Source organism: Streptomyces sp. CB01249 (assembly GCF_001905735.1).
Lineage (GTDB): Bacteria > Actinomycetota > Actinomycetes > Streptomycetales > Streptomycetaceae > Streptomyces.
Genome location: NZ_LISW01000001.1, coordinates 605,704 through 630,987 on the forward strand (window position 1 = coordinate 605,704; position 25,284 = coordinate 630,987).

The window sequence follows — 25,284 nt, forward strand, 5'->3', positions numbered from 1 at the left end:
CTTCCCATGCCACGCCACCACACATCCCCGGTCCTCGGCCGCCGCTCGTTCCTCGCACTCGGCGGCACCGCCCTCATCGGTACGCTCGCCGCCTGCTCGCCGCAGACGCAATCCGCCGCGAGCGCCGAACCGGCCGGAAAACTGCCGTCCGGAGCGCCGCCACCCGGCACGAAACTCTCCGTCGCCGTGCGTTCCACCCGTCTCCAGCTCGGCCCGGCGGGGCTGGAGAAGGACCTTCCCTTCACCGTTTCCCAATGGCCCAACCTGAGCGCGGGCCCCGATATCATCCAGGGATTCCGAGCCCATTCCATCGACCTGGCCGTCAACGCCGGAATTCCACCGATCCAGGCCCACGCCATCGACGTCGGCGCGAAGATCGTCGCCGTGCAGGTGCGGAACAACCCGTCGTACGTCTTCGCCACCGCACCCGGCTCCGACATCCGGTCCGTCGACGACTTCCGGGGCAAGAAGATCGGGTTCTCCCAGGGGCAGGCGCAGGGCGTCGTCGTGCTGCGGGCCCTGAAGCAGGCGGGCATCGGCAACAAGGACGTGGAGCTGGTCGCCCTGCCCAGCACCCAGTTCCTCACCGCCCTCCAGTCCAAGCAGGTCGACGTCGCCCCGCTGGGCGAACCCACCCTCACCAAGTACCTGACCCAGTACGAGAAGGACGGGGCACGCGGCGTGAAGACCGACGTGGTGGACCTGCTCTCGGTGCTCTGGGCGCCCAACGAGGTGCTGAACGACCGGGCCAAGGCCGCCGCCGTCCGCAGCTTCGTCCCGCTGTGGGCCCGGGGCCAGGTCTGGGCGTGGGAGAACACCGACGAGTGGATCGACACGTACTACGTCAAGGACCAGGGCGTCTCCCGGGAGGACGGCAAGCGCATCGTCGCCTCGCTCAACAAGCCGCTCTTCCCGGCCTCCTGGGACGCGGCCATCGCCTGGGAACAGGAGACCGCCGACCTGCTCGCCGCCGGCGGATTCGTGCCGGAGCAGGACGCCTCCGAGCTGTTCGACCGCCGCTTCGAGGCGCTGGCGGCCCAGGCCGTACCCGCCGAGTACCGGGAGAAGTCATGACCGAGCTGCTGACCCACACCACCCGCCCCGCCCCGCCGCCCGCCGCGGTCGCCGCCCCGGCGAAGGCACCATCGGCGGCACCGAGGGGCACCCGCAGACGGCTTGGCCCAGGCCGGGCCGTCCCCTTCGGGCGGCTCATCGGCCCGGTCCTGGTCATCGCCCTGTGGTGGGCCGCCTCCGCCACCGGCTATCTCGACCCCCGGATACTCTCCGGCCCCGGCACGGTCCTCTCCACAGCCTCGGACCTCGTCTCCAGCGGCCGGCTCCAGGACAACGTCCTCATCTCGCTCCAGCGCGCCGGGCTCGGCCTCTTCTTCGGGGTGAGCGCCGGGGTCCTCCTCGCCGTCGCCGCCGGGCTGAGCCGGACCGGCGAATACCTCCTCGACGGACCGCTCCAGATCAAGCGGGCCATCCCCTCCCTGGCCATGCTGCCGCTGCTGATCCTCTGGCTCGGCATCGGCGAGCAGATGAAGGTCACCGTCATCGCGCTCGGCGTCGCGGTGAACATGTACATCAACACGTACGCCTCGCTCACCGGCATCGACAGCCGCTACGTCGAACTCGCCGAAGGGCTCGACCTGAGCCGCGCGCAGTTCATCCGCAAGGTCGTCGTCCCCGGCTCGCTGCCCGGCTTCTTCGTCGGGCTGCGCCTCGGCGTCACTGCGTCCTGGCTCGGGCTGATCGTGGTCGAGCAGATCAACGCCACCAGCGGCATCGGCTACATGATGTTCCAGGCCCAGCAGTACGCCCAGTCCGACGTGATCATCGTGGGCCTGGTGGCCTACGGGATCTTCGGCTTCGCGTCGGACGCGGCGGTACGCGCCGTGGAGAGGAAGGTCCTGTCATGGCGACGCACCCTGGCGGGCTGACCGCCCCCGGCGCGACGGCCCTCGCGCACCCCGCCATCCGCACCCGCAAGCTCGTCCGCCGCTTCGGCGACCGCGACATCCTCAAGGAACTCGACCTCACCGTCGCCCCCGGCGAGTTCACCGCACTGCTCGGGCGCAGCGGCTCCGGCAAGTCCACCCTGCTGCGCGCCGTCGCCCGCCTCGACCACACCGTCGAGGGCTCCGGTGAACTCAGCGTCCCCGAACGGGTCTCGCTCTCCTTCCAGGACTCCCGGCTGCTGCCCTGGCTCCGGCTCATCGACAACGTCACCCTCGGGCTGCGCGGCCCCGGCGCCCGGGAACGCGGCCTCACCGCGCTCGCCGAGGTCGGCCTGGAGGGCCGCGACCGCTCCTGGCCGCACGAGCTGTCCGGCGGTGAGCAGCAGCGCGCCGCGCTCGCCCGCGCCTTGGTCCGCGAACCCGAACTCCTCCTCGCGGACGAGCCGTTCGGTGCCCTGGACGCGCTCACCCGGATCAAGATGCACGACCTGCTCCGCGAACTCTACGAACGCCACCGCCCCGCGGTGCTCCTGGTCACCCACGACGTGGACGAGGCCGTCGAACTCGCCGACCGCGTCCTGGTCCTGGAGGACGGCCGGATCTCCGTCGACCTCACCGTCGACCTGCCGACCCCGCGCTCCCGCCGCGACCCCCGCTTCCAGGAATACCGCGACACCCTGCTCACCGCCCTCGGGGTCGCCTTGCCGGTCAGGGCCGGGTCCGCGACGCCTGGCACGGCACCTCGCGGCGTTGCCGAAACGCCCCGATAGCTCCGCTATCGAGACGCCTCGGCGCCTTGCGATGCACCGCACCAGACGCCGCGGCCTGATCCGACCCTGACCGGCAAGACGCCCCCAGGGGTCGCCCAGCCCCAGCCCCAGCCCCTCATCGACGCGAAGAAGGACTCCCATGCCCCGCACGCCTGAGCGCAAGCAGCTCCACCTCAACGCCTTCCTCATGTCCACCGGCCACCACGAGGCGTCCTGGCGGCTGCCCGAGAGCCCGGCCGAGGCCAACTCCGACATCGAGCACTACAAGAACCTCGCCCGGATCGCCGAACGCGGGCGCCTCGACTCGCTGTTCCTCGCCGACAGCCCCGTTCTGATGGGCGACCCCGGCCGCCGCCCCGCCGCCAAGCTGGAACCCACCGTCCTGCTCACGGCGCTCGCCGGGGCCACCCGCCACATCGGCCTCATCGCCACCGCGTCGACCAGCTACAACGAGCCGTACAACCTGGCCCGCAGGTTCGCCTCGCTCGACCACGTCTCGGGCGGCCGGGCCGGCTGGAACATCGTCACCACCGCGGGCGCCGACGCGGCCCGCAACTTCGGCCTGGACGACACCCCGCTGCACCACGACCGTTACCGGCGCGCCGGGGAGTTCGTGGAGGTGTCCACCAAGCTCTGGGACAGCTGGGCCGACGACGCGGTGATCGCCGACAAGGAACGCGGGGTGCACGCCCTGGCCGAGCGGGTCAAGCAGATCGGGCACCGGGGTGAGTTCTTCCGGGTCGACGGACCGCTCAACGTACAACGCCCCCCGCAGGGCTACCCGTTGCTCGTGCAGGCCGGTTCCAGCGAGGACGGCAAGGACTTCGCCGCCCGGTACGCGGAGGCGGTGTTCACCGCGCAGCAGACGCTGGAGGAGGGCATCGCGTTCTACAAGGACGTCAAGGAGCGCACCACCGCCCTCGGCCGCAACCCCGACGGCATCAAGATCCTGCCCGGCATCGTCCCCGTCATCGGGGAGACGGAGGCCGAGGCGCTGGCGCTCGACGCCGAACTCGAAAACCTCATCGTCCCCGAGTACGCCAAGCTCCAGCTGGCCAAGCGGCTGAAGATCGCCCCCGACGACCTCGATCTGGACGCGGAACTCCCCGAGGACATCCCCACCGAGGACGACATCGAGGGCGCCAAGAGCCGCTACACCCTCATCGTGGAGCTGGCCAGACGCGAGAAGCTGACGGTGCGTCAGCTCATCGGACGGCTCGGCGGCGGGCGCGGCCACCGCACCTTCGCCGGGACCGCCGAGCAGGTCGCGGACACCATCGAGCACTGGTACGACAGCGGGGCCGCCGACGGCTTCAACATCATGCCCGCCGTCCTCCCCTCCGGCCTGGAGGTCTTCGTGGACCGGGTGGTGCCGATCCTCCAGGAGCGCGGCCTGTTCCGCACCGAGTACACCGCGAGCACCCTGCGCGGCCACTACGGGCTGCCCCGCCCCGCCAACCGCCTCTTCGACGACATCGTCCGCGGCGCCGGCGAGTACGGCATCGGCCTGGCGGAGGCCCGGTGACCGACTGTCCGCACCCGGGGACCGGTCCGGGCGGGGGCACGGCCGAGCAGCCCCCGCCCGGCTGGGCGCGGCGGCTGCTGGGCTACTGCCTGCGCCACCGCACCGATCTCCTCATGGCCTTCGGCGCCGCCGTGACCGCCGCCGTCGCCACCGCCGCCCTGCCCCTCGTGCTGCGGCACGTGGTGGACGGGGTGGCGGCCGGCACCACCGCCTCGCTCGTCCCCTGGACCGGGCTGCTCGCCGCACTCGGCGCGCTCCGGTTCGGCGCGAGCTTCACCCGCCGCTACCGCTCGGGGCGGCTCTCCCTGGGAGTCCAGTACGACCTGCGCAACGACGCGTTCGCCGCGCTGCTCCGGCTCGGCGGCGCCCAGCAGGACGATCTGCGCACCGGGCAGGTGGTGAGCCGGTCCATCTCCGACATCACCCTCATCCAGACCCTGCTGCAGTTCCTGCCCAACCTCACGGGCAACGCCCTGATGTTCCTGTTCTCGCTGGCCGTCATGGCGTTCCTGTCGCCGCTGCTGACCGTCGTGGCGCTCGTCGTCGGCCCGCTGCTCTGGCTCATCGCGCTCCGCAGCCGCCGCGACCTGTTCCCCGCCAACTGGCACGCCCAGCAGGAGGCCGCCGAGGTCGCCTCCACCGTCGAGGCGACCGTCACCGGCGTCCGCGTCGTGAAGGGCTTCGGCCAGGAGCAGCGCGAGCTCACCGGCCTCGAAGCGCGCGCCCGCCACCTCTTCGCCTCCCGGCTGCGCGTCGTCCGCTTCACCAGCCGCTACAACCCCGCCCTCCAGGCGGTCCCGGCCCTCGGCCAGGTCGCCGTGCTGGCGCTCGGCGGCTGGATGGCCCTGCACGGCCGGATCTCGCTCGGCACGTTCCTCGCGTTCACCACCTACCTGGGCTCCTTCGTCACCCCCGTACGCCAGGTCGCCACGCTGCTCACGGTCTGGCAGCAGGCCCGGGCCGGCGCCGAACGCGTCCTGGAAGTCGTGGACGAGGCCCCCGTCATCACCGACGCGCCGCACGCCCGCGCACTGCCCGACGCACCCCCGGCCCTCTCCTGGGACGACGTCACCTTCGGATACGGCGACGGCGCCCCGCTCCTGGACGGCTTCACCCTGGACATCCGCCCCGGCGAGACCCTGGCCCTGATCGGTCCGGCCGGCTCCGGCAAGTCCACCGCCGCCGCGCTGCTGCCGCGCTTCTACGACGTGCCCTCCGGCGCGGTACGGGTCGGCGGCACCGACGTCCGCGACCTCACCCTCGCCTCGCTGCGCTCCCGGATCGGCTACGTCTTCGAGGAGAGCCTGCTCCTCTCGGACACCGTGCGCGCCAACATCGCGTACGGGATGCCGGACGCCACCGACGAACAGGTGCGCGCGGCGGCCCGCATCGCCCGCGCCGACGAGTTCATCGAACGGCTCCCGCAGGGCTACGACACCCTCGTCGGCGAACAGGGCCTCACCCTGTCCGGCGGACAGCGCCAGCGCATGGCCCTCGCCCGCGCCCTCATCGGCGACCCGGCCGTGCTCGTCCTGGACGACGCCACCTCCGCCATCGACGCCCGGGTGGAGGCCGAGATCCACCACCGGCTGCGCGCGGACGACCGCCGCCGCACCACCCTGATCATCGCCCACCGCCGTTCCACCCTGGAGCTCGCCGACCGCGTCGCGATCGTCGACGGCGGCCGGGTCACGGACACCGGCACGCCCGACGAACTGCGCGGCCGGTCCGCCCTGTTCCGGGACCTCCTGGCCACGGACGACCGCGCCGACGACCACCCGGACACCCCCCTTGCCCCCGACCCCGGCTGCCCCACCCCGCACCTGTGGCTGCGCCCCGAGGAGGACGAGGACGAACAGCTGGAGGGCACCGCAGTCCGGGCCGCCCAGGCGCTCGCCGAAGCCGCCGCCACCTCCGGGCCGGGACGCGCGGGCCCCGGCGGCGGGGTGCTCGGCTCGGCCCCGCCCAGCCCCGAACTCCTCGCCGGTCTGGCCCGCCTCCCGCTGCCCGCCGCCGACCCGGAGGTGCCCACCGAACAGGCCGTCGCCGCCGACGCCCGCTTCGGGCTCGGCGCCCTGCTCAGGCCCTTCCGGCTGCCGCTGCTCCTCGGCCTGCTGCTCGTCGCGCTCGACGCGGGCGCCCAGATCACCGTGCCGGTCCTCGTCCGGTACGGCGTGGACCGGGGCGTGGCCCACCAGGCCGGACACGTCCTGCTCGCCGCCGCGGCGGCCGCCGGTCTCGTGGTGGCCGCGAACTGGCTGATCGGCGTGGCCCAGGTGCGGACCACCGGACGCACCGGCGAACGCCTCCTCTACACCCTCCGGGTGAAGACCTTCGCCCAGCTCCAGCGCCTCGGCCTCGACTACTACGAGCGCGAACTCGGCGGCCGGATCATGACCCGGATGACCACGGACGTGGACGCCCTGTCGAACTTCCTGCAGACCGGCCTCATCACCGCCGTGGTCAGCCTGCTCACCGTCACCGGAGTGCTGGTCGCCCTCCTGGTCATCGACGCGGAACTCGCCCTCGTCCTGCTCGCCGCGCTCCCGCTGCTCATCGCGGCCACCGCCGTCTTCCGCCACTACTCGGTCCCCGCCTACCGCGAGGCCCGGGAGCGGATCAGCGCCGTCAACGCCTGCCTCCAGGAGAACGTCACCGCGATCCGCGTCACCCAGGCGTTCCGCCGCGAGCAGCGCAACGCCGCCGACTTCGCCGTACTGGCCCGCTCCTTCCGCGACTCCCGGCTGCGCGCCCAGCGGTACATGGGCACGTTCTTCCCGTTCGTGGAGTTCCTCGGCACGCTCTGCTCGGCGGCGGTGCTCACCGTGGGCGCGGCGCAGGTCCGCTCGGGCGAGCTGAGCGCCGGGACCCTCATCGCGTTCCTGCTGTACGTGGAGCTGTTCTTCTCGCCGATCCAGCAGCTCTCGCAGGTCTTCGACGGGTATCAGCAGGCGGTGGTCGGCCTCGGCCGCCTCCGCGCCCTGATGAACACCCCCGCCGGCACCCCGCCCGCCGCGAGCCCCCGCCCGGTGCCCGCGCTGCGCGGCGAGGTCGAGTTCGACGCGGTGTCCTTCGGGTACGCGGGCGGCGGCGGCCGGCAGGTCCTGCACGGGGTGAGCCTGCGCATCGAACCGGGCGAGACCGTCGCGCTCGTCGGCGCCACGGGCGCGGGCAAGTCCACCGTGGTCAAGCTCCTCGCCCGGTTCTACGACCCCTCGGCGGGCGCGGTCCGGGTGGACGGGCAGGACCTGCGCGACCTGGACCTGACCGCCTTCCGGCGCAGGCTCGGCGTGGTCCCGCAGGAGGCGCACCTGTTCAGCGGCACCGTCCGCGACGCCATCGCCTACGGGCGGCCCGACGCCACGGACACCGAGGTGGAGCGGGCGGCCCGGGCGGTCGGCGCGCACGAGATGGTCGCCGGGCTCCGGCTCGGCTACCTCACCCCGGTGGGGGAGCGGGGCCGCAACCTCTCCGCCGGACAGCGCCAGCTCCTCGCCCTGGCCCGGGCCGAACTGGTCGACCCCGACGTGCTGCTGCTCGACGAGGCGACCGCCTCGCTGGACCTGGCCACGGAGCGCCGGGTCGCCGCGGCCACGGAGGTCCTGGCCCGTCGCCGTACGACCGTCGTCGTCGCCCACCGGCTGACCACGGCGGCCCGGGCGGACCGGGTGGTGGTGCTCGACGCGGGAACCGTGGTCGAGACCGGCACCCACACCGAACTGCTCGCCGCCCGGGGGCCCTACCGGCGGCTGTGGGACGCCTTCCGGGAGACCGGCCCCGGCGCGGCCGTCGACCACCTGAATGTCAGTGAACTCGTCAAGGAGAACGCACGATGACGCAGTACCGCGATTTCGGCCGCACCGGAGTGAAGGTCAGCCCGCTGTGCCTGGGCACCATGATGTTCGGCGCCCGCGGCAACCCCGACCACGCCGACAGCGTCCGGATCATCCACCACGCCCTGGACTCCGGCATCAACTTCGTGGACACCGCCGACGTCTACTCGGCCGGGGAGTCCGAGACCATCGTCGGCAAGGCGCTGGCGGGCGGCCGCCGCGACAACGTCGTGCTCGCCACCAAGTTCCACGGCAGCCTCGGCACCGACCCCAACGAGCAGGGGAACAGCCGCCGTTGGATCATCCGCGAGGTGGAGAACAGCCTGCGCCGGCTGGGCACCGACTGGATCGACCTCTACCAGGTGCACCGCCCGGAGCCCGGCACCGACTTCGATGAGACCCTGGGCGCCCTCTCCGACCTGGTCCACCAGGGCAAGATCCGCTACATCGGCACCTCGACGTTCGAGCCGTCCGCGATCGTGGAGGGCCAGTGGACCGCCGAGCGGCGCGGCCGCGAACGCGTCGTCGCCGAGCAGCCCCCGTACTCCGTCCTCGCCCGGGGCATCGAGCGCGAGGTGCTGCCCACCGCCCGGCGGTACGGCCTCGCCGTGCTCTCCTGGAGCCCGCTGGCCGGCGGCTGGCTCTCCGGCCGCTACCGCAAGGGCGCCGGCCAGCCGGACTCCAGCCGCGCCGCACGCCAGGCGGGCCGCTTCGACATCGCGTCCCCGGAGAACACCGCCAAGCTCGAAGCCGCCGAGGCGCTCGCCCAGCTGGCCGACGAGGTCGGGCTCACCCTCGTCCAGCTCGCCCTGGCCTTCGTGCTCGAACACCCCGCCGTCACCTCGGCGATCATCGGCCCGCGCACCCTGGAACAGCTGGAGGGCCAGCTCGGCGCGGACCGGGTGCGGCTGAGCCAGGACGTGCTGGACCGGATCGACAAGATCGTCCCGCCCGGCACCAACCTCTCGTCCCGGGACGCCGGTTACCACCCGGCCGACCTCACCGACCCGGCCCTGCGCCGCCGTTCGCACCCCGCCGCGTGATCAGGCGGCCGGCACCCGGTCCAGGAAGCCGCTGACCGAGGCGATCCGGCCGTCATCGGCGAGCGTCGCCACATCGAACCCGGCCACGGGCGCCGAGCCGTCGGGCGCGACCAGCTCCCACCCGAAGCGGACCAGCGCGTGGTGCCCGTCCACCGCGCCGAGCGGGCGGAACGTGAATCCGGGGAACTGCTGCTGGGCCCCGCCGATCGCGGCCGCCAGCTGCTCGTGGCCGCGTACGTCGGCCAGCGGGTCGGTGTACGCGGCCTCGTCGGTGAACGCCGCGGCGACGGCCTTCTCCAGCTCGTCCGGACCGGCGTTCCAGGCGGCGAAGTAGCGCTGCACGGCGTCGTCGTACGTGGTCATCGTGGGTCCCTCCGGTAGGGCTCCCGGCCGGTGGGCCGGGAGCGCTGTGCTCGTGAGGAACACGATGTCCGAGGCCGCGCGGGGCGTCGATTACCTCCGGGGTAAGGGAGAACGGGCCGCCCTACGCCTCGTCCGCGATGACGTGCACCGCGGCCTCCTCGGCGGAGGCGGCGGCGCCGTCGATCCCGACGTCCTCGCCCGCCGTGCTGTCCGGGTCGTCGATGTCCAGGTCCCGGGTGAGCCGTCCGGCGCGTACGGTGCCGACCTCGCGGTCCCACGGTTCGCCGTCCCCGTCCACGACGTCGCCCACCCCGTCGCCGGGCGGCCCGTCGTCCTCGGGCCGCTCGCGCGCCAGCCGGCTCTCCAGGGATTCGCCCCGGTGCTGCTCGGCGGCGGTGGTGCCCACGTCGTCCACCGCGTAGGGGCGCTCGGGCGGTGAATAACCCCGGTCCAGGACGTCGTCCACGTCCGGATCGGCCAAGGTGTCCTCCGTGTCGAGCTGCTCGACCGGATCGGATGCCTCCGACTCCTGCTGGGGCTGATAGACGTCGTCCCCCAGGCCGGCCTCGTCCATGGCGCTTCCCTTCCCGCGGCGGGGCTCTCCTTCAGCATAGGCAGCCCCGGCCCCGGCCCGCAGGACGCGCCCGCCCCTGCGTCCGGGCCGGGTCTGCGCAACCATGGAGGGTGCAGGCCGGGTGTGCCCGAGGGGCCGGCCCGGGGAAAGTCGTCTGGAGAGCCCGTCATGGATTATCCGGAAAGCTACGAGCTCGTCTTCCAGTCCTCGGCAGTGGAGGACGATGCCGTCACCGTCCACCGGACGGCACAGAGCGGCGCGGGCGGACACCCCGTCTACGAGGACGACACCGGAATCGTTCGCGCCGAGATCAGCGATCACGCGGAGGTGCGCATGCTCGCCAGCGGCGGTCATCAGCACCTCGGAGCCCCGATGGTGGTGCGCGAGGACGCCGCCTGACACGGCCGACAACCGACGCCCGGTCCACACCTCGGACCGGGCGTCGTCGCCGTGTCCGTATCACGTGGACACGTACCCGTACATCATGCCGAGGCAGGACAATCCGGCCGGGGGTCTCCCACACTTGGTCGAAATTTTGCCCCTGGTGAGGGGGAGCGGGAGGACACCAGGCAGACTCACCCTGTAGGAATCTCGCCACGAAGAGGATCACGCATGATCACGTTGAAGAAGGAAGACGGCCCGGCGGACCTGGACGGGGTGACCCACCTCTCCATCGGCGTCTCCTGGGACCCCACCGTCGGCAGCAGTGGCGGGCTGATGGGGAAGCTGAAGCAGAAGAAGGGCACCGACCTCGACCTGATCGCCATCGCGATGCAGGGCGCGGACCCGGTCCGGCTGGCCGGCCTGGACTCCCTGGACCCGCTGGGCAACGGCTCGCTGCTGCACAGCGGTGACAACCAGACCGGGAAGGGCGAGGGCGACGACGAGACGGTCACCGTCGACTTCGCGAAGGTCCCCTCGAACGTCACGGCGATCGTCTTCGTCGCCGCCGCGTACAAGAAGGGCAGCTCCTTCCAGAACGCGCGCAACGTCAGCATCAAGGTCTACGACGCCACGGGCGGCAGCAGCCAGCAGGTCGCCGACATCTGGCCGAGCCTGCTCACCAACGACAACGGCTGCGCCGTGGCGAAGGCGATGCGCGTCGGCGCCGGCTGGAAGCTCCAGGTGATCAACGAGACCGGCAAGATCAAGCAGGGCGACGAGCACGCCCTGATGCGTTTCGCGATCAGCAAGTAGTACGCGTACGTCCCGGCCCCGGTCCGTGCGCGCCCGGTCAGTCGACCCGGCGTGCGCGGGCCGGGGCCGTCGGGTTCCCGGTGGCCAGCGGCGACCGCGCCAGCTCCACGCACCCCGCCGCGATCAGCCCCAGGGCCAGCAGCTCGGGCAGCACCCACCAGCCGGTGCGCACCTCCTCGCCGAACAGGGTCACCCCGTACAGGACGCTGATCAGGGCGTCGCCCAGCGTCAGACACGGCTGTACGGCGACGAGCGTGCCCGCCTGAAGGGCGTTCTGGAGCAGGAACAGCGCCCCGACCCCCGCCACCGCCATCGCGTACAGCTGCCAGGAGCTGAACAGCGCCCCCGCGCCGCCCGTGTCGAGCCGCGCCATCGCGTCCTTCATCAGCGCGGCGGTCAGCGCGTAACCGCAGGCGGCGGCCGTGGCCAGCAGGGCGGCCCGGACATCGCCCCGGGTGGCCAGCGCGCCCGCGATCAGCAGCGCCTCGGCCACGCCCGTCAGGATCAGCGCCGGCACCCATGCCGCCCCGTGCACGCTGTCGCTGCCACCGCCCGGCGCGGCCGTCGCCATCCCGAGGGCCAGCCCGGCCGTCACGGCGGCGACCCCCAGCCAGACCGTCCGGGGCAGGCGCGCCCGCATCATGAAACCGGCCAGGAGCAGGGTCGCCGGAAGCTCGATCACGAAGATCGGCTGCACCACGGAGATCGGCCCGGTGGCCAGCGCGACGGCCTGGCAGACGGCGGCGACGATGACCAGGGCGATCCCCGCGAGCCACACCTTCTGGCGCAGCAGATGGCCGATGAGCGACACCCGCATGGCCTCGCTCTGCGGCACGTCGAGGGCGGCCCGGCGCTGGAGCACGGAGGCGGAGCCGTTGCTGAGGGCGGTCAGGACGGCGAACAGGACGGCGATCACGGGACCATGATGCGGGCGGCCCCGCCACGATTCCGGCTTCGCCGGGGGAGGGCGTGGCGCCCCCGCGCATCGTCCAGTAGGACGGAATCCGTCCTCATGGCCGCGTACCGTGCCGTCATGGCCGCGAAGAAGAGGACCCCCGCCGGAGTCGCCCCCGTCCCCGTGCTCACGCCCAGGGCCCTCGGCCGGGCGACCCTGGACCGCCAGCTCCTGCTGCGCCGGACCGCGATGAGCGCGAAGGACGCCGTCACCCACCTCGTCGGCCTCCAGGCGCAGAACACCAAGCCGCCGTACTACCAGCTCCTGGCCCGGCTCCGGGGCTTCCGGCCCGCCGATCTGTCGCTGCTGATGGAGGCGCGCGAGGTCGTCCGCATCGTCTCCCTGCGCTCGACCATCCACACCCACACCGCCGAGGACGCCCTGACCCTGCGCCCCCTGATGCAGCCTGCCGTCGACCGCGAGCTGAACATGTTCCGCAAGCGGCTCCCTGGCGTGGACCTGGACCGGCTGCGCGAGCTGAGCCGGGCGTACGTGGAGGAGGCGCCGCGCAGCCCGAAGGAGATCCGCGAGCGGCTGCTCACCGAGTGGCCCGACGCGGACCCGCAGGCCCTCGGCATCGCCGCCCGCTGCCTGCTGCCCCTGGTCCAGGTGACCCCGCGCGGCCTCTGGGGCGTCAGCGGCGGCGTCGCGCTCACCACCGTCGAGCGCTGGCTCGGTCACGCGGGTGAGGCGGCGCCCGACATCGAGCGCGCCGTGCTGCGCTACCTCGGCGCGTTCGGACCCGCGTCGGTGAGGGACATGCAGAGCTGGGCGGGCCTGACCCGCCTGACGGAGGTCTTCGAGCGGCTGCGACCCCGCCTCGTCACCTTCCGCGACGAGCACGGCACCGAACTCTTCGACCTGCCCGACGCCCCGCGCCCCGCCGAGGACACCCCCGCCCCGCCCCGCTTCCTGCCCGAGTTCGACAACGTCCTCCTCGGCCACGCCGACCGCACCCGGGTCATCCCGGCGGCCCTCAAGGGCCTCAACGGGGTGGGCAACCAGACCTACGGCAGCGTGCTGGTGGACGGGTTCTTCGCGGCGGTCTGGCGGCTGGACACCGCGCGCGACGCCCCCGCCGTGGTCACCGTCCAGGAGGTGCGCCCGCTGACGTCCGCGGAGTGCGAGGCCGTAGAGGGGGAGGCGAAGGACCTGATGGCGGCGATGACCTCGGCGACGGAGCACGACGTCCGCTTCGGGGCGTTCGTGGACCTGGGGCGCTGACGGGGGCGCGGATGTGGGGGGAGGGTTTACGGGGCGGGGGGACGGCCTTCGGCGTGGGGGACGCCCGACGGTGCGGGGGACGCCCTACGGCGTGGGGGACGCCCGACGGCGTGCGGGACGCCAGACGGTGCGGGGGACGCCCGACGGCGCGGGACGCGCCCACCTACGGCAGCAGCCCCGCCCGCCGCGCCGCCACCACCGCCTCCAGCCGGGTGTGCGCCCCCAGCCGCCGCATCGCGGACCTCAGATAGCCCTTCACCGTCTCCGGGCGCAGCCCCAGCCGGTCCGCCGCCACCGCGTTCGTCGCGCCCGCGGCCACGCACGCCAGCACATCGATCTCCCGAGGCGCGAGCCGGACCTCGCGTTCCCCGGGCTCCCGGGTGCCCGTCGCCGAGGCCAGCCGCCCGCACACCGCGAGCAGCTCGTCCCGGAGCGCCGGGTCGAGCACCTTCGGCATCAGGGCGCGCAGCTCGCGGTGCGCCTCCCGGACGTCCTCCCAGGCCCCCGCGGCCCCCGCCGCCGCATCCGGCTCCGGTCGGCTCACGGCCAGCAGCTGCCGCACCTCGTCCCGCACCACCAGCGCCTGCTCCACATCCCGGGCCGCGGCCACCGCCGCGTCGAACGTGCGGTCCCCGAGCGTGAGCGGCTCGCGCAGCGCCCCGTACAGCACCCCCCGCACCTCGCGCCGCACCACGACGGGGACGGCGACCACCGAGCACAGGCCCTCCGCCGCGACGGCCGTGTCGTACTCGTGGCTGATGTGGCGCGAGGAGCGGTAGTCGGTCACCGCGCACGGCCTCGACAGGGCCATGGACTTGCCGCCCAGGCCGCTGCCCGACGAGATCACGAGCCCGCGCAGCGCCGCCGTGCGCGCCCCGTTCACCTCCGCGATCCTGGCGTGCCGGCTGTCCGCGAGCAGCCCGCCGAAGGCGACCGGCAGCCCGCTCGTCCGGCGCAGCCGAAGCAGCGCCGCTTGCATTTCGACCGCGTCGACCGATTCCGGCACCCTGCCGCCTCTCTGCCCGGCCCCCCGATGGAATGGCGGCCCCGCGACACCCCCGTCCGGGGGTGGTGAGACCTGGCTCACTGTTTACATGATGTGAGGAGCCAATGAACCGGCCGGGTCGGTAAAGAGGAGGGCACATGCCGGAAACGAGTGCGACGGAGACGTTCCGGGCGGCCCGGGACTTCCTGCTCCGGCACCGCGAGGACTACGCCGCCGCCTACGAAGGCTTCCGCTGGCCCCGCGACGACCACTTCAACTGGGCGCTCGACTGGTTCGACGTCATCGCCCGGGACAACGACCGCACCGCCCTGCACATCGTGGAGGAGGACGGCACCCGCACCGAGGTGTCGTTCGCCGAGATGTCCGCCCGCTCCGACCGCGCCGCGAACTGGCTGCGCGCCCAGGGGGTGCGCGAGGGCCACCGCGTCCTCGTCATGCTCGGCAACCAGGTCGAGCTGTGGGAGACCGCGCTCGCCGCGATGAAGCTGCGCGCCGTCGTCATCCCGGCGACCCCGCTGCTCGGCCCCGCCGACCTGCGCGACCGGGTCGAGCGCGGCCGGGTCCGGCACGTCCTGGTCCGCGACACCGACACCGCGAAGTTCGCCGAGGTGCCCGGCTCCTACACCCGGATCTGCGTCGGCGCCCCGGCCGAGGGCTGGCTCGACTACGCGGAGGCCGCCGAGGCGCCCCGCCCGTTCACGCCGGACCGCGAGACCGACGCGGACGAACCGCTGATGCTCTACTTCACCTCCGGCACGACCGCCAGCCCCAAGCTGGTCGAGCACACCCATGTCTCGTACCCCGTGGGCCACTTGGCGACGATGTACTGGATCGGGCTCAAGCCCGGCGACGTGCACCTCAACATCTCCTCGCCCGGCTGGGCCAAGCACGCCTGGTCCAACCTCTTCGCGCCGTGGAGCGCCGAGGCGACCGTCTTCATCTTCAACTACACCCGCTTCGACGCCGGCCGCCTGATGGCCGAGATGGACCGCTCCGGCATCACGAGCTTCTGCGCCCCGCCCACCGTGTGGCGCATGCTCATCCAGGCGGACCTGACCCAGCTCAAGACCCCGCCGCGCGAGGTCGTCGCGGCCGGCGAGCCGCTGAACCCCGAGGTCATCGAGGCGGTCCGGCGCGCCTGGGGCGTCACCATCCGCGACGGCTTCGGCCAGACGGAGACCGCGGTCCAGGTCGCCAACACCCCCGGCCAGGTCCTCAAGCCCGGCTCGATGGGACGGCCCAGCCCCGGCTTCCGGGTGGTCCTGCTCGACCCGGTGAGCGGGGAGCCCGGCGCGGCCGAGGGCGAGATCTCGCTCGACCTGTCGGCGCACCCGGTGGGCCTGATGACCGGCTACCACGGCGACCCGGACCGCACGGCCGAGGCGATGGCCGGCGGCTACTACCGCACCGGTGACATCGGCTCCCGCGACGAGGACGGCTACATCACCTACGTGGGGCGCGCCGACGACGTCTTCAAGTCCTCCGACTACAAGATCTCCCCGTTCGAGCTGGAGAGCGCCCTGCTGGAGCACGAGGCGGTGGTCGAGGCCGCGGTCGTCCCGGCCGCCGACGAGGTCCGCCTCTCCGTCCCGAAGGCGTACGTGGTGCTCGCCGAGGGCTGGGAGCCCGGACCCGACACCGCCAAGGTGCTCTTCGCTCACTCCCGGTCCGTGCTCGCCCCGTACAAGCGGGTGCGGCGGCTGGAGTTCGCGGAGCTGCCCAAGACCGTCTCCGGCAAGATCCGCCGGATCGAACTGCGCGAGCGCACCGCCCAGGGCGGCGGCACCGAGTACGCCGAGGGGGACCTGGCATGACCGAGCTCTCGTACGCACACGGCACGGGCACCACCGCCCTGCTCGGCGACACCATCGGACGCAACCTGGACCGGGCCGTCGCCGCCTGGCCCGACCGCGAGGCGCTGGTCGACGTGCCGTCCGGGCGGCGCTGGACGTACGCCGAGTTCGGCGCGGCCGTCGAGGAGCTGGCGCGGGCGCTGATGGCGTCGGGCGTGGCCAAGGGGGACCGGGTCGGCATCTGGGCGGTCAACTGCCCGGAGTGGGTGCTCGTCCAGTACGCCACCGCCCGCATCGGCGCGATCATGGTGAACATCAACCCCGCCTACCGGGCGCACGAGTTGGAGTACGTGCTGAAGCAGGCCGGGATCTCCCTGCTGGCAGCCTCCCTCGCCCACCGCACCAGCGACTACCGCGCCCTGGTCGAGGAGGTCCGCGCCGACTGCCCGGACCTGCGCGCGGTGCACTACATCGGCGACGGATCCTGGGACGAACTCCTGTCCGAGGCACCTCGGGTGACGGCCGCTCAGCTCGCCGCCCGCGAGGCGGAGCTGTCCTGCGACGACCCGATCAACATCCAGTACACCTCGGGCACCACCGGCTTCCCGAAGGGTGCGACGCTCTCGCACCACAACATCCTCAACAACGGCTACTTCGTGGGGGAGTTGGTCGCCTACACCGAGCAGGACCGGGTCTGCCTCCCCGTCCCCTTCTACCACTGCTTCGGCATGGTGATGGGCAACCTCGGCATCACCTCGCACGGTGCCTGCATCGTGATCCCCGGCGGCTCGTTCGAACCGGCCGCCGTGCTGAGCGCCGTGCAGCAGGAACGATGCACCTCGCTGTACGGGGTGCCCACGATGTTCATCGCCGAGCTCAATCTGCCGGACTTCGCCTCGTACGACCTGTCCTCGCTGCGCACCGGCATCATGGCCGGGTCGCCGTGCCCGGTCGAGGTGATGAAGCGGGTGGTGGCCGAGATGCACATGGACGAGGTGTCCATCTGCTACGGGATGACGGAGACCTCCCCGGTCTCCACCCAGACCCGCCGCGACGACGACCTGGAGCGCCGCACCGGCACCGTCGGCCGCGTCATGCCGCACATCGAGGTCAAGGTCATCGACCCGGCGACGGGCGTGACCCTGGAACGCGGGCAGTCGGGCGAGCTGTGCACCCGGGGCTACAGCGTGATGCTCGGCTACTGGGACCAGCCCGAGCGCACTGCCGAGGCCATCGACGCGGGGCGCTGGATGCACACCGGCGACCTCGCGGTGATGCGCGAGGACGGCTACGTACAGATCGTCGGCCGCATCAAGGACGTGATCATCCGGGGCGGCGAGAACATCTACCCGCGCGAGATCGAGGAGTTCCTGTACCGCCACCCGAAGATCGCCGATGTGCAGGTGGTCGGCGTGCCCGACGAGCGTTACGGGGAAGAGGTGCTGGCCTGCGTCATCCCCGCCGACCCGGCCGACCCGCCCGCCCTGGACGACGTACGGGCGTTCTGCGAGGGGCAGTTGGCGCACTACAAGATCCCGCGCCTGCTCCGGATCCTGGAGACCTTCCCGATGACGGTCAGCGGCAAGGTCCGCAAGATCGAACTGCGGGAGACCTACAGTCGCTAACGGCTCAGGCCGCCTCGATCACGTCCCCCGCGTCGCCGCGCGTCGCCGCCGCCCACTGGAGGAGAAGCACCTCGTATGCGGCGGACTCCACGGGGGACCAGTCCTGGCCCGCGCGGGCGTCCACGAGCGCGCGGATCGCCTCGTTGGCCTCCAGGGCGGAGCGCCTGGGGAGCGCGGGGGCGTGCGCGGGCGTGTCCGAGGGTGGTGAAGTCCGTGGAGTTAAGACCATGCGCTCCACTGTAGGGCCCGCCACTGACAACGAACCGCACATCGGGGGCCGTTGGCCAGAACGTGACGGATCACACGCAGGGTGGCCGGGCGGTTTCTGTGAGGCACGACACGTCACCGGGCCCGGGTGTCCGATTCTGATGGGTTGCGCGCGGTCAGGCCCCGGTGCTGACGAGCTCGTCGGCCGCCCCGTTCACCGGCTGCGGCGTGCCGGTGAGGTCCAGGACGAACAGCGGCATGCGCAAGGTGTCCGCCCGCTTCCGGGCCTCCGGCGTATAGCCCGCGAGCGAGAACAGCACCCCGCGCACCGAGCCGTTGAGCGCGTTGAGCCACAGGCACTCGACATCGCGGAGCGCGGTCGGCCGGGTCGTGGAGTCGACCTCGGCGATCAGCCCGGACGCCCGCAGGTCGATCCGGGACGCCGGCCTGTTCACCGGGTGCGTCACGTCCTCGAAGCCCAGCCAGGTCAGATAGAGCGCCGCCGCCGCGACCGCGTCCCGCGCGGTACGGATGGTCAGCGGCCGGAACGCCGGACGGGGCGCCGCCGCCGTGCGCGGCAGCGGTATGTGCGCGGGCCGGACCGCCCCGGCGGACGCCACCGGCCGCACCGGCACCCGCAGCACCGCGCCGCACGGGCAGCACAGCTCGGGCTGCGGCCACTGGTCGTGCCGCCCGCAGCCCCGGCACCGTACGGTCACCCAGTCGTCGTTCCAGGTGCGATGGGTGATCGGGACGACGGGGGCGCCGCGCAGCAGCGGCGGGGCCGTCGGCTCCCCGCACGGGCACGGGTAGATGGGGGTCACGTACGCGTGGTCGCGGCGACAGGCCGGGCACCGTACCGGCACTGACTCCACCCCGTGCTCCCTCCGTACCACTTCCGTAATCCGTCCATGCTCCCCCAAGAGCCCGCCGCCGGGTGCGGATTCGCGTCACTCGGCGCCCTTCTCCGTGCCGCTCCCCGCTCCCTTGACGGAGGTCCGGACGCGGCTTAGATTTGCTTCCACATAACAGAAGAAGTTTTCCGCAATGCGGAATCGGTGATTTGGTGCTCTCAGGTGGCGCGACAGAGCCCGACTCCATCCCCGACTCCACCCAGGGACGAGCAGGAGCACTCAATGCCTCGTATGACCGCTGCCCGCGCGGCAGTCGAGATCCTCAAGCGCGAAGGCGTCAGCAACGCGTTCGGTGTGCCCGGCGCCGCGATCAACCCCTTCTACGCGGCCCTCAAGGCGGCCGGCGGCGTCCACCACACGCTCGCCCGCCACGTCGAGGGCGCCTCCCACATGGCGGAGGGCTACACCCGGGCCCGCCCGGGCAACATCGGCGTCTGCATCGGTACGTCGGGGCCCGCCGGCACCGACATGATCACCGGCCTGTACTCCGCGATCGCGGACTCGATCCCGATCCTGTGCATCACCGGCCAGGCGCCGACCGCCGTCCTGCACAAGGAGGACTTCCAGGCCGTCGACATCGCCTCGATCGCCGCCCCGGTCACCAAGGCCGCGACGACCGTCCTGGAGGCCGCGCAGGTCCCCGGCGTCTTCCAGCAGGCGTTCCACCTGATGCGCACGGGCCGTCCCGGCCCGGTCCTCATCGACCTGCCGATCGACGTGCAGCTCACCGAGATCGAGTTCGACCCCGACCTGTACGAGCCGCTGCCGGTGCACAAGCCCGCCGCGACCCGCAAGCAGATCGAGCGCGCCCTGGACATGCTCGACGCCTCGGAGCGCCCGCTGCTCGTCGCGGGCGGCGGCATCATCAACGCCGACGCCTCCGAACTCCTGGTGGAATTCGCCGAGTTGACCGGCGTCCCGGTCGTCCCGACCCTGATGGGCTGGGGCATCCTGCCCGACGACCACGAGCTGAACGCCGGCATGGTCGGCCTCCAGACCTCGCACCGCTACGGCAACGCGAACTTCCTGGAGTCCGACTTCGTCCTCGGCATCGGCAACCGCTGGGCCAACCGCCACACCGGCAAGCTGGACGTCTACACGGCGGGCCGCACCTTCGTCCACGTGGACATCGCGCCCACCCAGATCGGCAAGATCTTCGCCCCGGACCTCGGCATCGTGTCCGACGCGAAGGCGGCGCTGGAACTGTTCGTGGAGGTCGCCCGCGAACGGAAGGCGGCGGGGAAGCTCGCGGACCGCTCGGCGTGGGCGGCGTCCACCCAGGAGCGCCGTGCGACCCTGCAGCGCCGTACGCACTTCGACAACGTCCCGCTGAAGCCTCAGCGGGTGTACGAGGAGATGAACCGCGCGTTCGGCCCGGAGACCCGGTACGTCACGACGATCGGCCTCTCCCAGATCGCGGGCGCCCAGATGCTCCACGTCTACCGCCCGCGCCACTGGATCAACTGCGGCCAGGCGGGCCCGCTGGGCTGGACGATCCCGGCCGCGCTCGGCGTCGCCACGGCCGACCCCGAGGGCTCGGTGGTCGCGCTCTCCGGCGACTACGACTTCCAGTTCATGCTGGAGGAACTCGCGGTCGGTGCCCAGCACCGCATCCCGTACGTGCACGTCCTGGTCAACAACTCGTACCTCGGCCTGATCCGCCAGGCCCAGCGCAACTTCGACATCGACTTCCAGGTCAACCTGGAGTTCGAGAACCTCAACTCCCCGGAGCTGGGCGTCTACGGCGTCGACCACGTCAAGGTCGTCGAGGGCCTGGGCTGCAAGGCCATCCGCGTCACCGAACCGGACGCCCTCCTCCCGGCCTTCGAGGAAGCCAAGAAGCTGGCCGCGGAACACCGCGTCCCGGTGGTGGTCGAAGCGATCCTGGAACGCGTCACGAACATCGCGATGAGCGGGTCGGACATCGCGTCGGTCAACGAGTTCGAGGACGTGGCGACGGACCCGTCCCACGCGCCTACGGCGATCCGGCCGTACGCGGGGGCGTGACGGCGTAGAGCCCGTGACCGGACGCGAGGAGCACCTGCGGAACTCCGCAGGTGCTCCTCGGTCTGTGCCCGACACCACGCGAACCCGCCGCAACCGCTTCAGCGTTCGCTCTCCCTGGAGGTGAAGGCGAGGGCGAAGGCACCAGCGACCCCGGCCGATGAGCAGCAGAAATTGGCTATCTTCGACGAGGGCCATGGCGTAACGTCGCGCTCTTCGCCGCTGGGCGGCGGAGTACCACCAGGAGACTGTCATGGCTGATCCGCAGCAGCGGTTGCAGCGGGCGTTGGATGAGCTGGACAAAGCATTCGTACCGGAGCAGGACTTCGTCCTCGACGGGTGTCTGTACTGCTATGGCGAGGCCGACATCGCCGCGCTGGCCGGGCCACCGGAGGCGGTGCCCGACGATCTCGTGACGACGCCGCTGAGCGAGGTGCCATCGCACTGGGACAAGCCCCAGGAATTGCTGCGCCGGATGGTGCCTCGGATCGCGCGCCTACTGGTGAAGGGTGAGACGCACCTCGACGCGGGGCTGATCGGGACGCGGTTCGTCGAGGCGAACTGGACGGGGTGGCCGCCGGCCGAGACGGCCGCGCTGCGGGAGCTGTGGGCGTCCTGGTGGGCGGCGACGCTCGACCAGTACCCGGCCCCGACGGCGGCGTACGACGTCCTGAACATTGTCACGGTCGTCACCGGCGCACTGAGCCCGTGGCTGGAGGTGTGGGAGCACGCCCGCACCCCGAGCGCGGACAGGCATCTGGAAGAGCTTGTCGATCTCTGGTGCTTCGAGGACCAGCTGTCCGAGCTGAAGCTCGGCTTCCTCGATGAGTACGACGCAACCCCGGAGCTTCTGCCGTGGGTGCTCGGTCACGGACGCACGCGGATCGGACCGAGCTACGTCGCGCAGTTGGACGAGCTGGAGCAGTACTCGTCGTACCTGCATGCGCCGGGTTGACCGCACGCCGTATGCCTGTCGCGTGCCGCACAGGGTGACACCCTCGGCGGTCGTGAACACAGGAGAGAAGCGGCTCGGTCATCGTCGAGCAACCCGAGGCAGTTGTCGCCTAATCGATCGAGAAGACCGCACCAGGTGCGGCATAAGTGACAGGACCGTCGAACCGGGCCGAGGCGCGTGCCACCGCCTGTTGCGGCGTGAGGAACCGGCCGACGTGCGTGACGATCAACCGGCCTGCCTGGGCCGCGCCGGCCGTGGCACCGGCGTCTTCGGGTGTGTGGTGCACCTGTTCGCCCTCGGTCGGCGCCTGGGCGCTCTCGGCCTCGCACAGCAGCACGTCACATCCCTCCGCCAGCCGCGTGAGGTTCACGCACGGTGCTGTGTCCCCGGAGTAGACGAGCGATCGGCCCTTGGTCTCGATGCGTACGGCGAAGGCCGGGATGCCGTGTGCCACTGCCCGGCTGGTCAGGGTGAGTGAGCCGACGCGCGCCTGGTGCCCATCATGCAACTCATGGACGGCGAAGGCGGACTCGACCGGGCTGCGCGTCGAGGTGTTGGTGAGGAAGTGGGCCAGCCGGTCGGCGATGCCCGGCGGCCCGTACAGGGGGATGGGTGCGGCAAGCCGAATATCCGCAAAGAGCGCCGCGTAATACGCGGTGAGCAGGTCCGCGCTGTGATCGGCATGCAGATGCGAGATCCAGATCGCATCCACCTCATCGAGCCTGACATGCCGCTGCAACTGCGCCAGCGTCCCGCTGCCCGCATCGACCCACACGCGAGTGCCTCCGCTCGACACCAGGTAGCCGGAGCACGGGTTGTCCACGCTCGCGTAGGGCGTCGCAGACCCCAGGACGGTGAGACGGAGCAGATGGCTGGTCATCCGGGGAGTCTACAAACGCTCGGTTCACAGGTTTGCGCGATTCCGGCCGTCGATGGCCGCCCGCATGGCCGACGAGCGGAATGCGGCTCCGGAGGTTGAGTGCCTCGACGGCGAGGTCTGCGGCCTGCTCCTCCTGGGGCTGCGGCAGCGGCAGCCGCTGCCGCGATGCCGCCTACGAGGGCGCGGCGCTTCAGGTCGGTGTCCTCACCCGGCAGCTGCCCCCTCCCTGAAGAGCCCCCACGGATCCCCGTAGGGGCTCTTCCGCCTGCGCCACCGCAGGGACCGAGTGCGCGCCTGCCGCCCCGTGACTTGTCAGCCCCGCAGTGCGACGCGGATACGGTTCCCGTCGGGGTCTGCCGCGAGGAAGGTCAGCCCGAACCCGGCATCGTGAGGCTTGCGCAGGATCGTGACGCCCTTGGACTGCCACTGCCGGAAGATCGCGTCGACCTCTCCGGGACCACTGTCGGTGGCCACGCACACCTCACCGGTGCGCGGGACGTCCGGTGACAGATCCTCGAACTGGCCGGACCACAAGCCGAGGTCAGCGCCTGGCCCGAGGTCGAAGGTGATGTATCCCGGAGTCTCGAACGAGGGACTCATGCCGAGGAGGTCGCTGTAGAAACGTGCCGCGGCGGGAGCGTCGTTCACGTAGACGATGGATACGACGGATGTGGTCATGGTTCTCCTTCTCGCAGGTCGTGGTAAGCACCCACCAGCCTCACCGGGATATGCGCCGCATCGTGTCGCAATTCCTGGAAAACTTGGTGTGTGACCCCAGACCGCTTCTTCTCCCTGATGCTGCTCCTGGCATCGAGAAATGCCGTGACCACGCAGGAAATCGCTTCGGCGCTCGGGGTGTCCCTTCGAACCGTCACCCGGGACCTGAACTGGCTTCGTGACGCCGGTCTGCCGGTCACCGGGCAACGGGGCCGCCTCGGAGGCGTGACCATGCTGCCCGGGTCCGGGCCCGACCTCGCACGACTCACGCCGGCCGAGCGTGACCATCTTTCGCTCGCCGGGCTGGACGAGAAGCAACGGGCGGAGCTCGACGGATCGATCGAAACCCGGCGCGCGCTCGCCAAGCTCGCCGCTGCCCAGGCGCTGGAGGTGACCAGCCTCCGCCAACAAGGGCGGTGCCTGGATCCCTCCGACAGAACTCCACCGCCCGCGTAGTCGTCCCGGAACTGTTCATGCCGTCATCCGCGTCCTGCCCTGGCCCAGCGCCGCCGTTATCGGCCTCGGGCTGCTCGATGCCTCAACTGATACGAGCCTCTACGTGCCCGTGTCCGGGCCGGTGTGCGGATGCATCCCACCCAGAAGCAGCATGTGACCGACGCGTTCCTCGCCGGTGACCGCACTCCGCTTCCCCGATCAGCTCGAATTCTGATGCCGCAGGCCGGGGAACGGGTTGCCTCGGCGGCGCGTTGGGTCGGCAGAGCTCTAGGAGGAGAACCTTGTCGAGTGCGAGCTTCCCGTCGACACGGGCGGTCGGGCGCGGTGCTGCCTGGTACCGCGGGGACTGCCATGTCCACTCCGTCCACTCGGACGGGGAACTCACTCCCGAGGAAGTGGCCGTCCGAGCGCGCGCGGCCGGACTCGACTTCATCGCGACGACGGAGCACAACTCAGCTGCGGCTCCGGGCGTCTGGGGGCACCTGGCGACCGAGGACTTCTTGATTCTTCTCGGCGAAGAGGTGACTACGAAGTCCGGTCACTGGCTCGCGCTCGGCCTCGATCCCGGCGAGGTCGTCGACGGGAACCACCGGGTCGGGGACGGACTGGTGGACACGCGCCTGGACCAGGTTCACCGAGGAGGTGGGCTGTGCGTTGCCGCGCACCCGCATGCGCCCTACCCCTCAGGAGACTTCATGTTCCCCTTCCTCGGCTTCGACGTGGTGGAGGTGTGGAACGGACTGTGGGCGTCGGACCGGCCCTGGAACGCTGACAACGAGACGACACTGGCCGAGTGGGGGAGGAGCCTCTCGGTGGACCTTCGGGCGGGCTCGTGGCGGCCGGCGATGGGTAACAGCGACACCCACTTGGAGGGACAGATCGGGATTCCTCACACTGTGGTCTTCGCCGAGGAACTGAGCACAGAGGCAGTCCTGGCCGGGCTCCGTGCCGGCCGCAGCTGGATCGCCGAATCAGCGGGTGTGGACGTGTCGTTCACCGCCGAGGCCGATGGGTGCGGTGCCGGGGTCGGGGAGCGGCTCGCCGCTCATGGTGGGCTCGTGGCAGTCCGTGCGGCAGTCCGGGGTGTGCCCGAGGGGACCGTCAGCTTCAACACCGATCGAGGTGAGGTCCACCGATCGCCTCTCCCCCGTGACGGGGCGGGGGCGGTGCAGTGGGACACGACAGCGGAAGACTCGGCGTTCGTCCGCATCGAGGTCCGCCATCCCAACGGGCACGTTGCCGCACTCACCAATCCGATCATCGTTACCTGACCTGTCGCGCG

At 71.7% G+C, this 25,284-nt stretch carries 22 protein-coding genes and 1 pseudogene; 15 read left to right on the top strand and 8 right to left on the bottom strand.

All coding sequences use genetic code 11. The features are described from left to right. Positions 1 to 6 precede the first annotated feature (6 nt). From AMK18_RS02525 to AMK18_RS02555, 6 genes are all read left to right on the top strand, one after another. Positions 7 to 1,074: an ABC transporter substrate-binding protein gene (locus AMK18_RS02525; RefSeq protein WP_073861469.1), complete on the top strand. Its 1,068-nt coding sequence runs from the start codon at positions 7 to 9 to the stop codon at positions 1,072 to 1,074. Then, positions 1,071 to 1,943, top strand: coding sequence for an ABC transporter permease (locus AMK18_RS02530; protein WP_073861470.1), 873 nt, complete (start codon positions 1,071 to 1,073; stop codon positions 1,941 to 1,943). The genes AMK18_RS02525 and AMK18_RS02530 overlap by 4 nt, the downstream gene beginning before the upstream one ends. Then, positions 1,919 to 2,731: an ABC transporter ATP-binding protein gene (locus AMK18_RS02535; protein ID WP_073861471.1), complete on the top strand. Its 813-nt coding sequence runs from the start codon at positions 1,919 to 1,921 to the stop codon at positions 2,729 to 2,731. Before AMK18_RS02530 ends, AMK18_RS02535 begins: the two co-directional genes overlap by 25 nt. A gap of 139 nt (positions 2,732 to 2,870) precedes the next feature. Beyond that, entirely contained in the window at positions 2,871 to 4,256 is a 1,386-nt protein-coding gene (locus AMK18_RS02545; RefSeq protein WP_073861472.1) for an LLM class flavin-dependent oxidoreductase, read from the top strand. After that, entirely contained in the window at positions 4,253 to 8,092 is a 3,840-nt protein-coding gene (locus AMK18_RS02550) for an ABC transporter ATP-binding protein (protein WP_073861473.1), read from the top strand. Before AMK18_RS02545 ends, AMK18_RS02550 begins: the two co-directional genes overlap by 4 nt. Continuing rightward, positions 8,089 to 9,132, top strand: a complete 1,044-nt coding sequence (locus AMK18_RS02555) for an aldo/keto reductase (protein ID WP_073861474.1) — start codon at positions 8,089 to 8,091, stop codon at positions 9,130 to 9,132. The genes AMK18_RS02550 and AMK18_RS02555 overlap by 4 nt, the downstream gene beginning before the upstream one ends. On the opposite strand, the gene AMK18_RS02560 is transcribed toward AMK18_RS02555, so the two are convergent. Further along, a complete protein-coding gene (locus AMK18_RS02560; RefSeq protein ID WP_018100555.1) occupies positions 9,133 to 9,495 on the bottom strand; it encodes a nuclear transport factor 2 family protein in 363 nt (120 codons plus the stop codon). A gap of 121 nt (positions 9,496 to 9,616) precedes the next feature. Further along, complete coding sequence (locus tag AMK18_RS02565; protein ID WP_018100554.1) at positions 9,617 to 10,069, bottom strand: DUF5709 domain-containing protein; 453 nt, start codon at positions 10,067 to 10,069, stop codon at positions 9,617 to 9,619. Positions 10,070 to 10,237: 168 nt separating this feature from the next. On the opposite strand from AMK18_RS02565, the gene AMK18_RS02570 reads away from it, so the two are divergent. Further along, entirely contained in the window at positions 10,238 to 10,468 is a 231-nt protein-coding gene (locus AMK18_RS02570) for a DUF6296 family protein (protein ID WP_018100553.1), read from the top strand. Between the two features lie 213 nt (positions 10,469 to 10,681). Next, positions 10,682 to 11,266, top strand: coding sequence for a TerD family protein (locus AMK18_RS02575; protein WP_018100552.1), 585 nt, complete (start codon positions 10,682 to 10,684; stop codon positions 11,264 to 11,266). Positions 11,267 to 11,303: 37 nt separating this feature from the next. Here the strand turns inward: AMK18_RS02575 and AMK18_RS02580 are convergent, their stop codons facing one another. Continuing rightward, on the bottom strand, positions 11,304 to 12,182 hold the full coding sequence (locus AMK18_RS02580; RefSeq protein WP_073861475.1) for a DMT family transporter: 879 nt from the start codon (positions 12,180 to 12,182) through the stop codon (positions 11,304 to 11,306). Between the two features lie 117 nt (positions 12,183 to 12,299). Here AMK18_RS02580 and AMK18_RS02585 point away from each other — a divergent pair, with 117 nt between their 5' ends. Then, positions 12,300 to 13,445 (top strand): winged helix DNA-binding domain-containing protein, encoded by a 1,146-nt coding sequence (locus AMK18_RS02585; protein WP_073862283.1) that lies wholly within the window; start codon positions 12,300 to 12,302, stop codon positions 13,443 to 13,445. 163 nt (positions 13,446 to 13,608) lie between these two features. Here AMK18_RS02585 and AMK18_RS02590 read toward each other — a convergent pair whose 3' ends face one another. Further along, positions 13,609 to 14,451: a helix-turn-helix transcriptional regulator gene (locus tag AMK18_RS02590; protein WP_073861476.1), complete on the bottom strand. Its 843-nt coding sequence runs from the start codon at positions 14,449 to 14,451 to the stop codon at positions 13,609 to 13,611. A gap of 137 nt (positions 14,452 to 14,588) precedes the next feature. Between AMK18_RS02590 and AMK18_RS02595 the strand changes: the two genes are divergently transcribed. Further along, positions 14,589 to 16,265, top strand: a complete 1,677-nt coding sequence (locus AMK18_RS02595; protein ID WP_018100548.1) for an AMP-binding protein — start codon at positions 14,589 to 14,591, stop codon at positions 16,263 to 16,265. Then, the gene (locus tag AMK18_RS02600; RefSeq protein WP_073861477.1) at positions 16,262 to 17,869 is read left to right on the top strand and encodes an AMP-binding protein; all 1,608 of its coding nucleotides are present in this window, start codon (positions 16,262 to 16,264) and stop codon (positions 17,867 to 17,869) included. Before AMK18_RS02595 ends, AMK18_RS02600 begins: the two co-directional genes overlap by 4 nt. Positions 17,870 to 17,873: 4 nt before the next feature. On the opposite strand, the gene AMK18_RS02605 is transcribed toward AMK18_RS02600, so the two are convergent. Together AMK18_RS02605 and AMK18_RS02610 are read right to left on the bottom strand one after the other, a co-directional pair. Next, a complete protein-coding gene (locus tag AMK18_RS02605; RefSeq protein WP_018523791.1) occupies positions 17,874 to 18,098 on the bottom strand; it encodes a hypothetical protein in 225 nt (74 codons plus the stop codon). A 154-nt stretch (positions 18,099 to 18,252) separates the two neighbouring features. After that, positions 18,253 to 18,951: a hypothetical protein gene (locus tag AMK18_RS02610; RefSeq protein WP_073861478.1), complete on the bottom strand. Its 699-nt coding sequence runs from the start codon at positions 18,949 to 18,951 to the stop codon at positions 18,253 to 18,255. Between the two features lie 261 nt (positions 18,952 to 19,212). Between AMK18_RS02610 and gcl the strand changes: the two genes are divergently transcribed. Together gcl and AMK18_RS02620 are read left to right on the top strand one after the other, a co-directional pair. After that, entirely contained in the window at positions 19,213 to 20,997 is a 1,785-nt protein-coding gene (gene gcl / locus AMK18_RS02615) for a glyoxylate carboligase (RefSeq protein WP_198956933.1), read from the top strand. Between the two features lie 250 nt (positions 20,998 to 21,247). Next, on the top strand, positions 21,248 to 21,949 hold the full coding sequence (locus AMK18_RS02620; RefSeq protein WP_073861480.1) for a hypothetical protein: 702 nt from the start codon (positions 21,248 to 21,250) through the stop codon (positions 21,947 to 21,949). 109 nt (positions 21,950 to 22,058) lie between these two features. On the opposite strand, the gene AMK18_RS02625 is transcribed toward AMK18_RS02620, so the two are convergent. Both AMK18_RS02625 and AMK18_RS02630 read right to left on the bottom strand, forming a co-directional pair. Next, on the bottom strand, positions 22,059 to 22,829 hold the full coding sequence (locus AMK18_RS02625; RefSeq protein ID WP_073861481.1) for an MBL fold metallo-hydrolase: 771 nt from the start codon (positions 22,827 to 22,829) through the stop codon (positions 22,059 to 22,061). Positions 22,830 to 23,141: 312 nt separating this feature from the next. Continuing rightward, positions 23,142 to 23,507: a VOC family protein gene (locus AMK18_RS02630; RefSeq protein WP_073861482.1), complete on the bottom strand. Its 366-nt coding sequence runs from the start codon at positions 23,505 to 23,507 to the stop codon at positions 23,142 to 23,144. A gap of 90 nt (positions 23,508 to 23,597) precedes the next feature. On the opposite strand from AMK18_RS02630, the pseudogene AMK18_RS02635 reads away from it, so the two are divergent. Continuing rightward, positions 23,598 to 23,930, top strand: a pseudogene (locus tag AMK18_RS02635) (helix-turn-helix transcriptional regulator); the annotation flags it as partial. A 353-nt stretch (positions 23,931 to 24,283) separates the two neighbouring features. Further along, on the top strand, positions 24,284 to 25,273 hold the full coding sequence (locus AMK18_RS02640) for a CehA/McbA family metallohydrolase (protein ID WP_073861483.1): 990 nt from the start codon (positions 24,284 to 24,286) through the stop codon (positions 25,271 to 25,273). Positions 25,274 to 25,284: the final 11 nt, after the last annotated feature.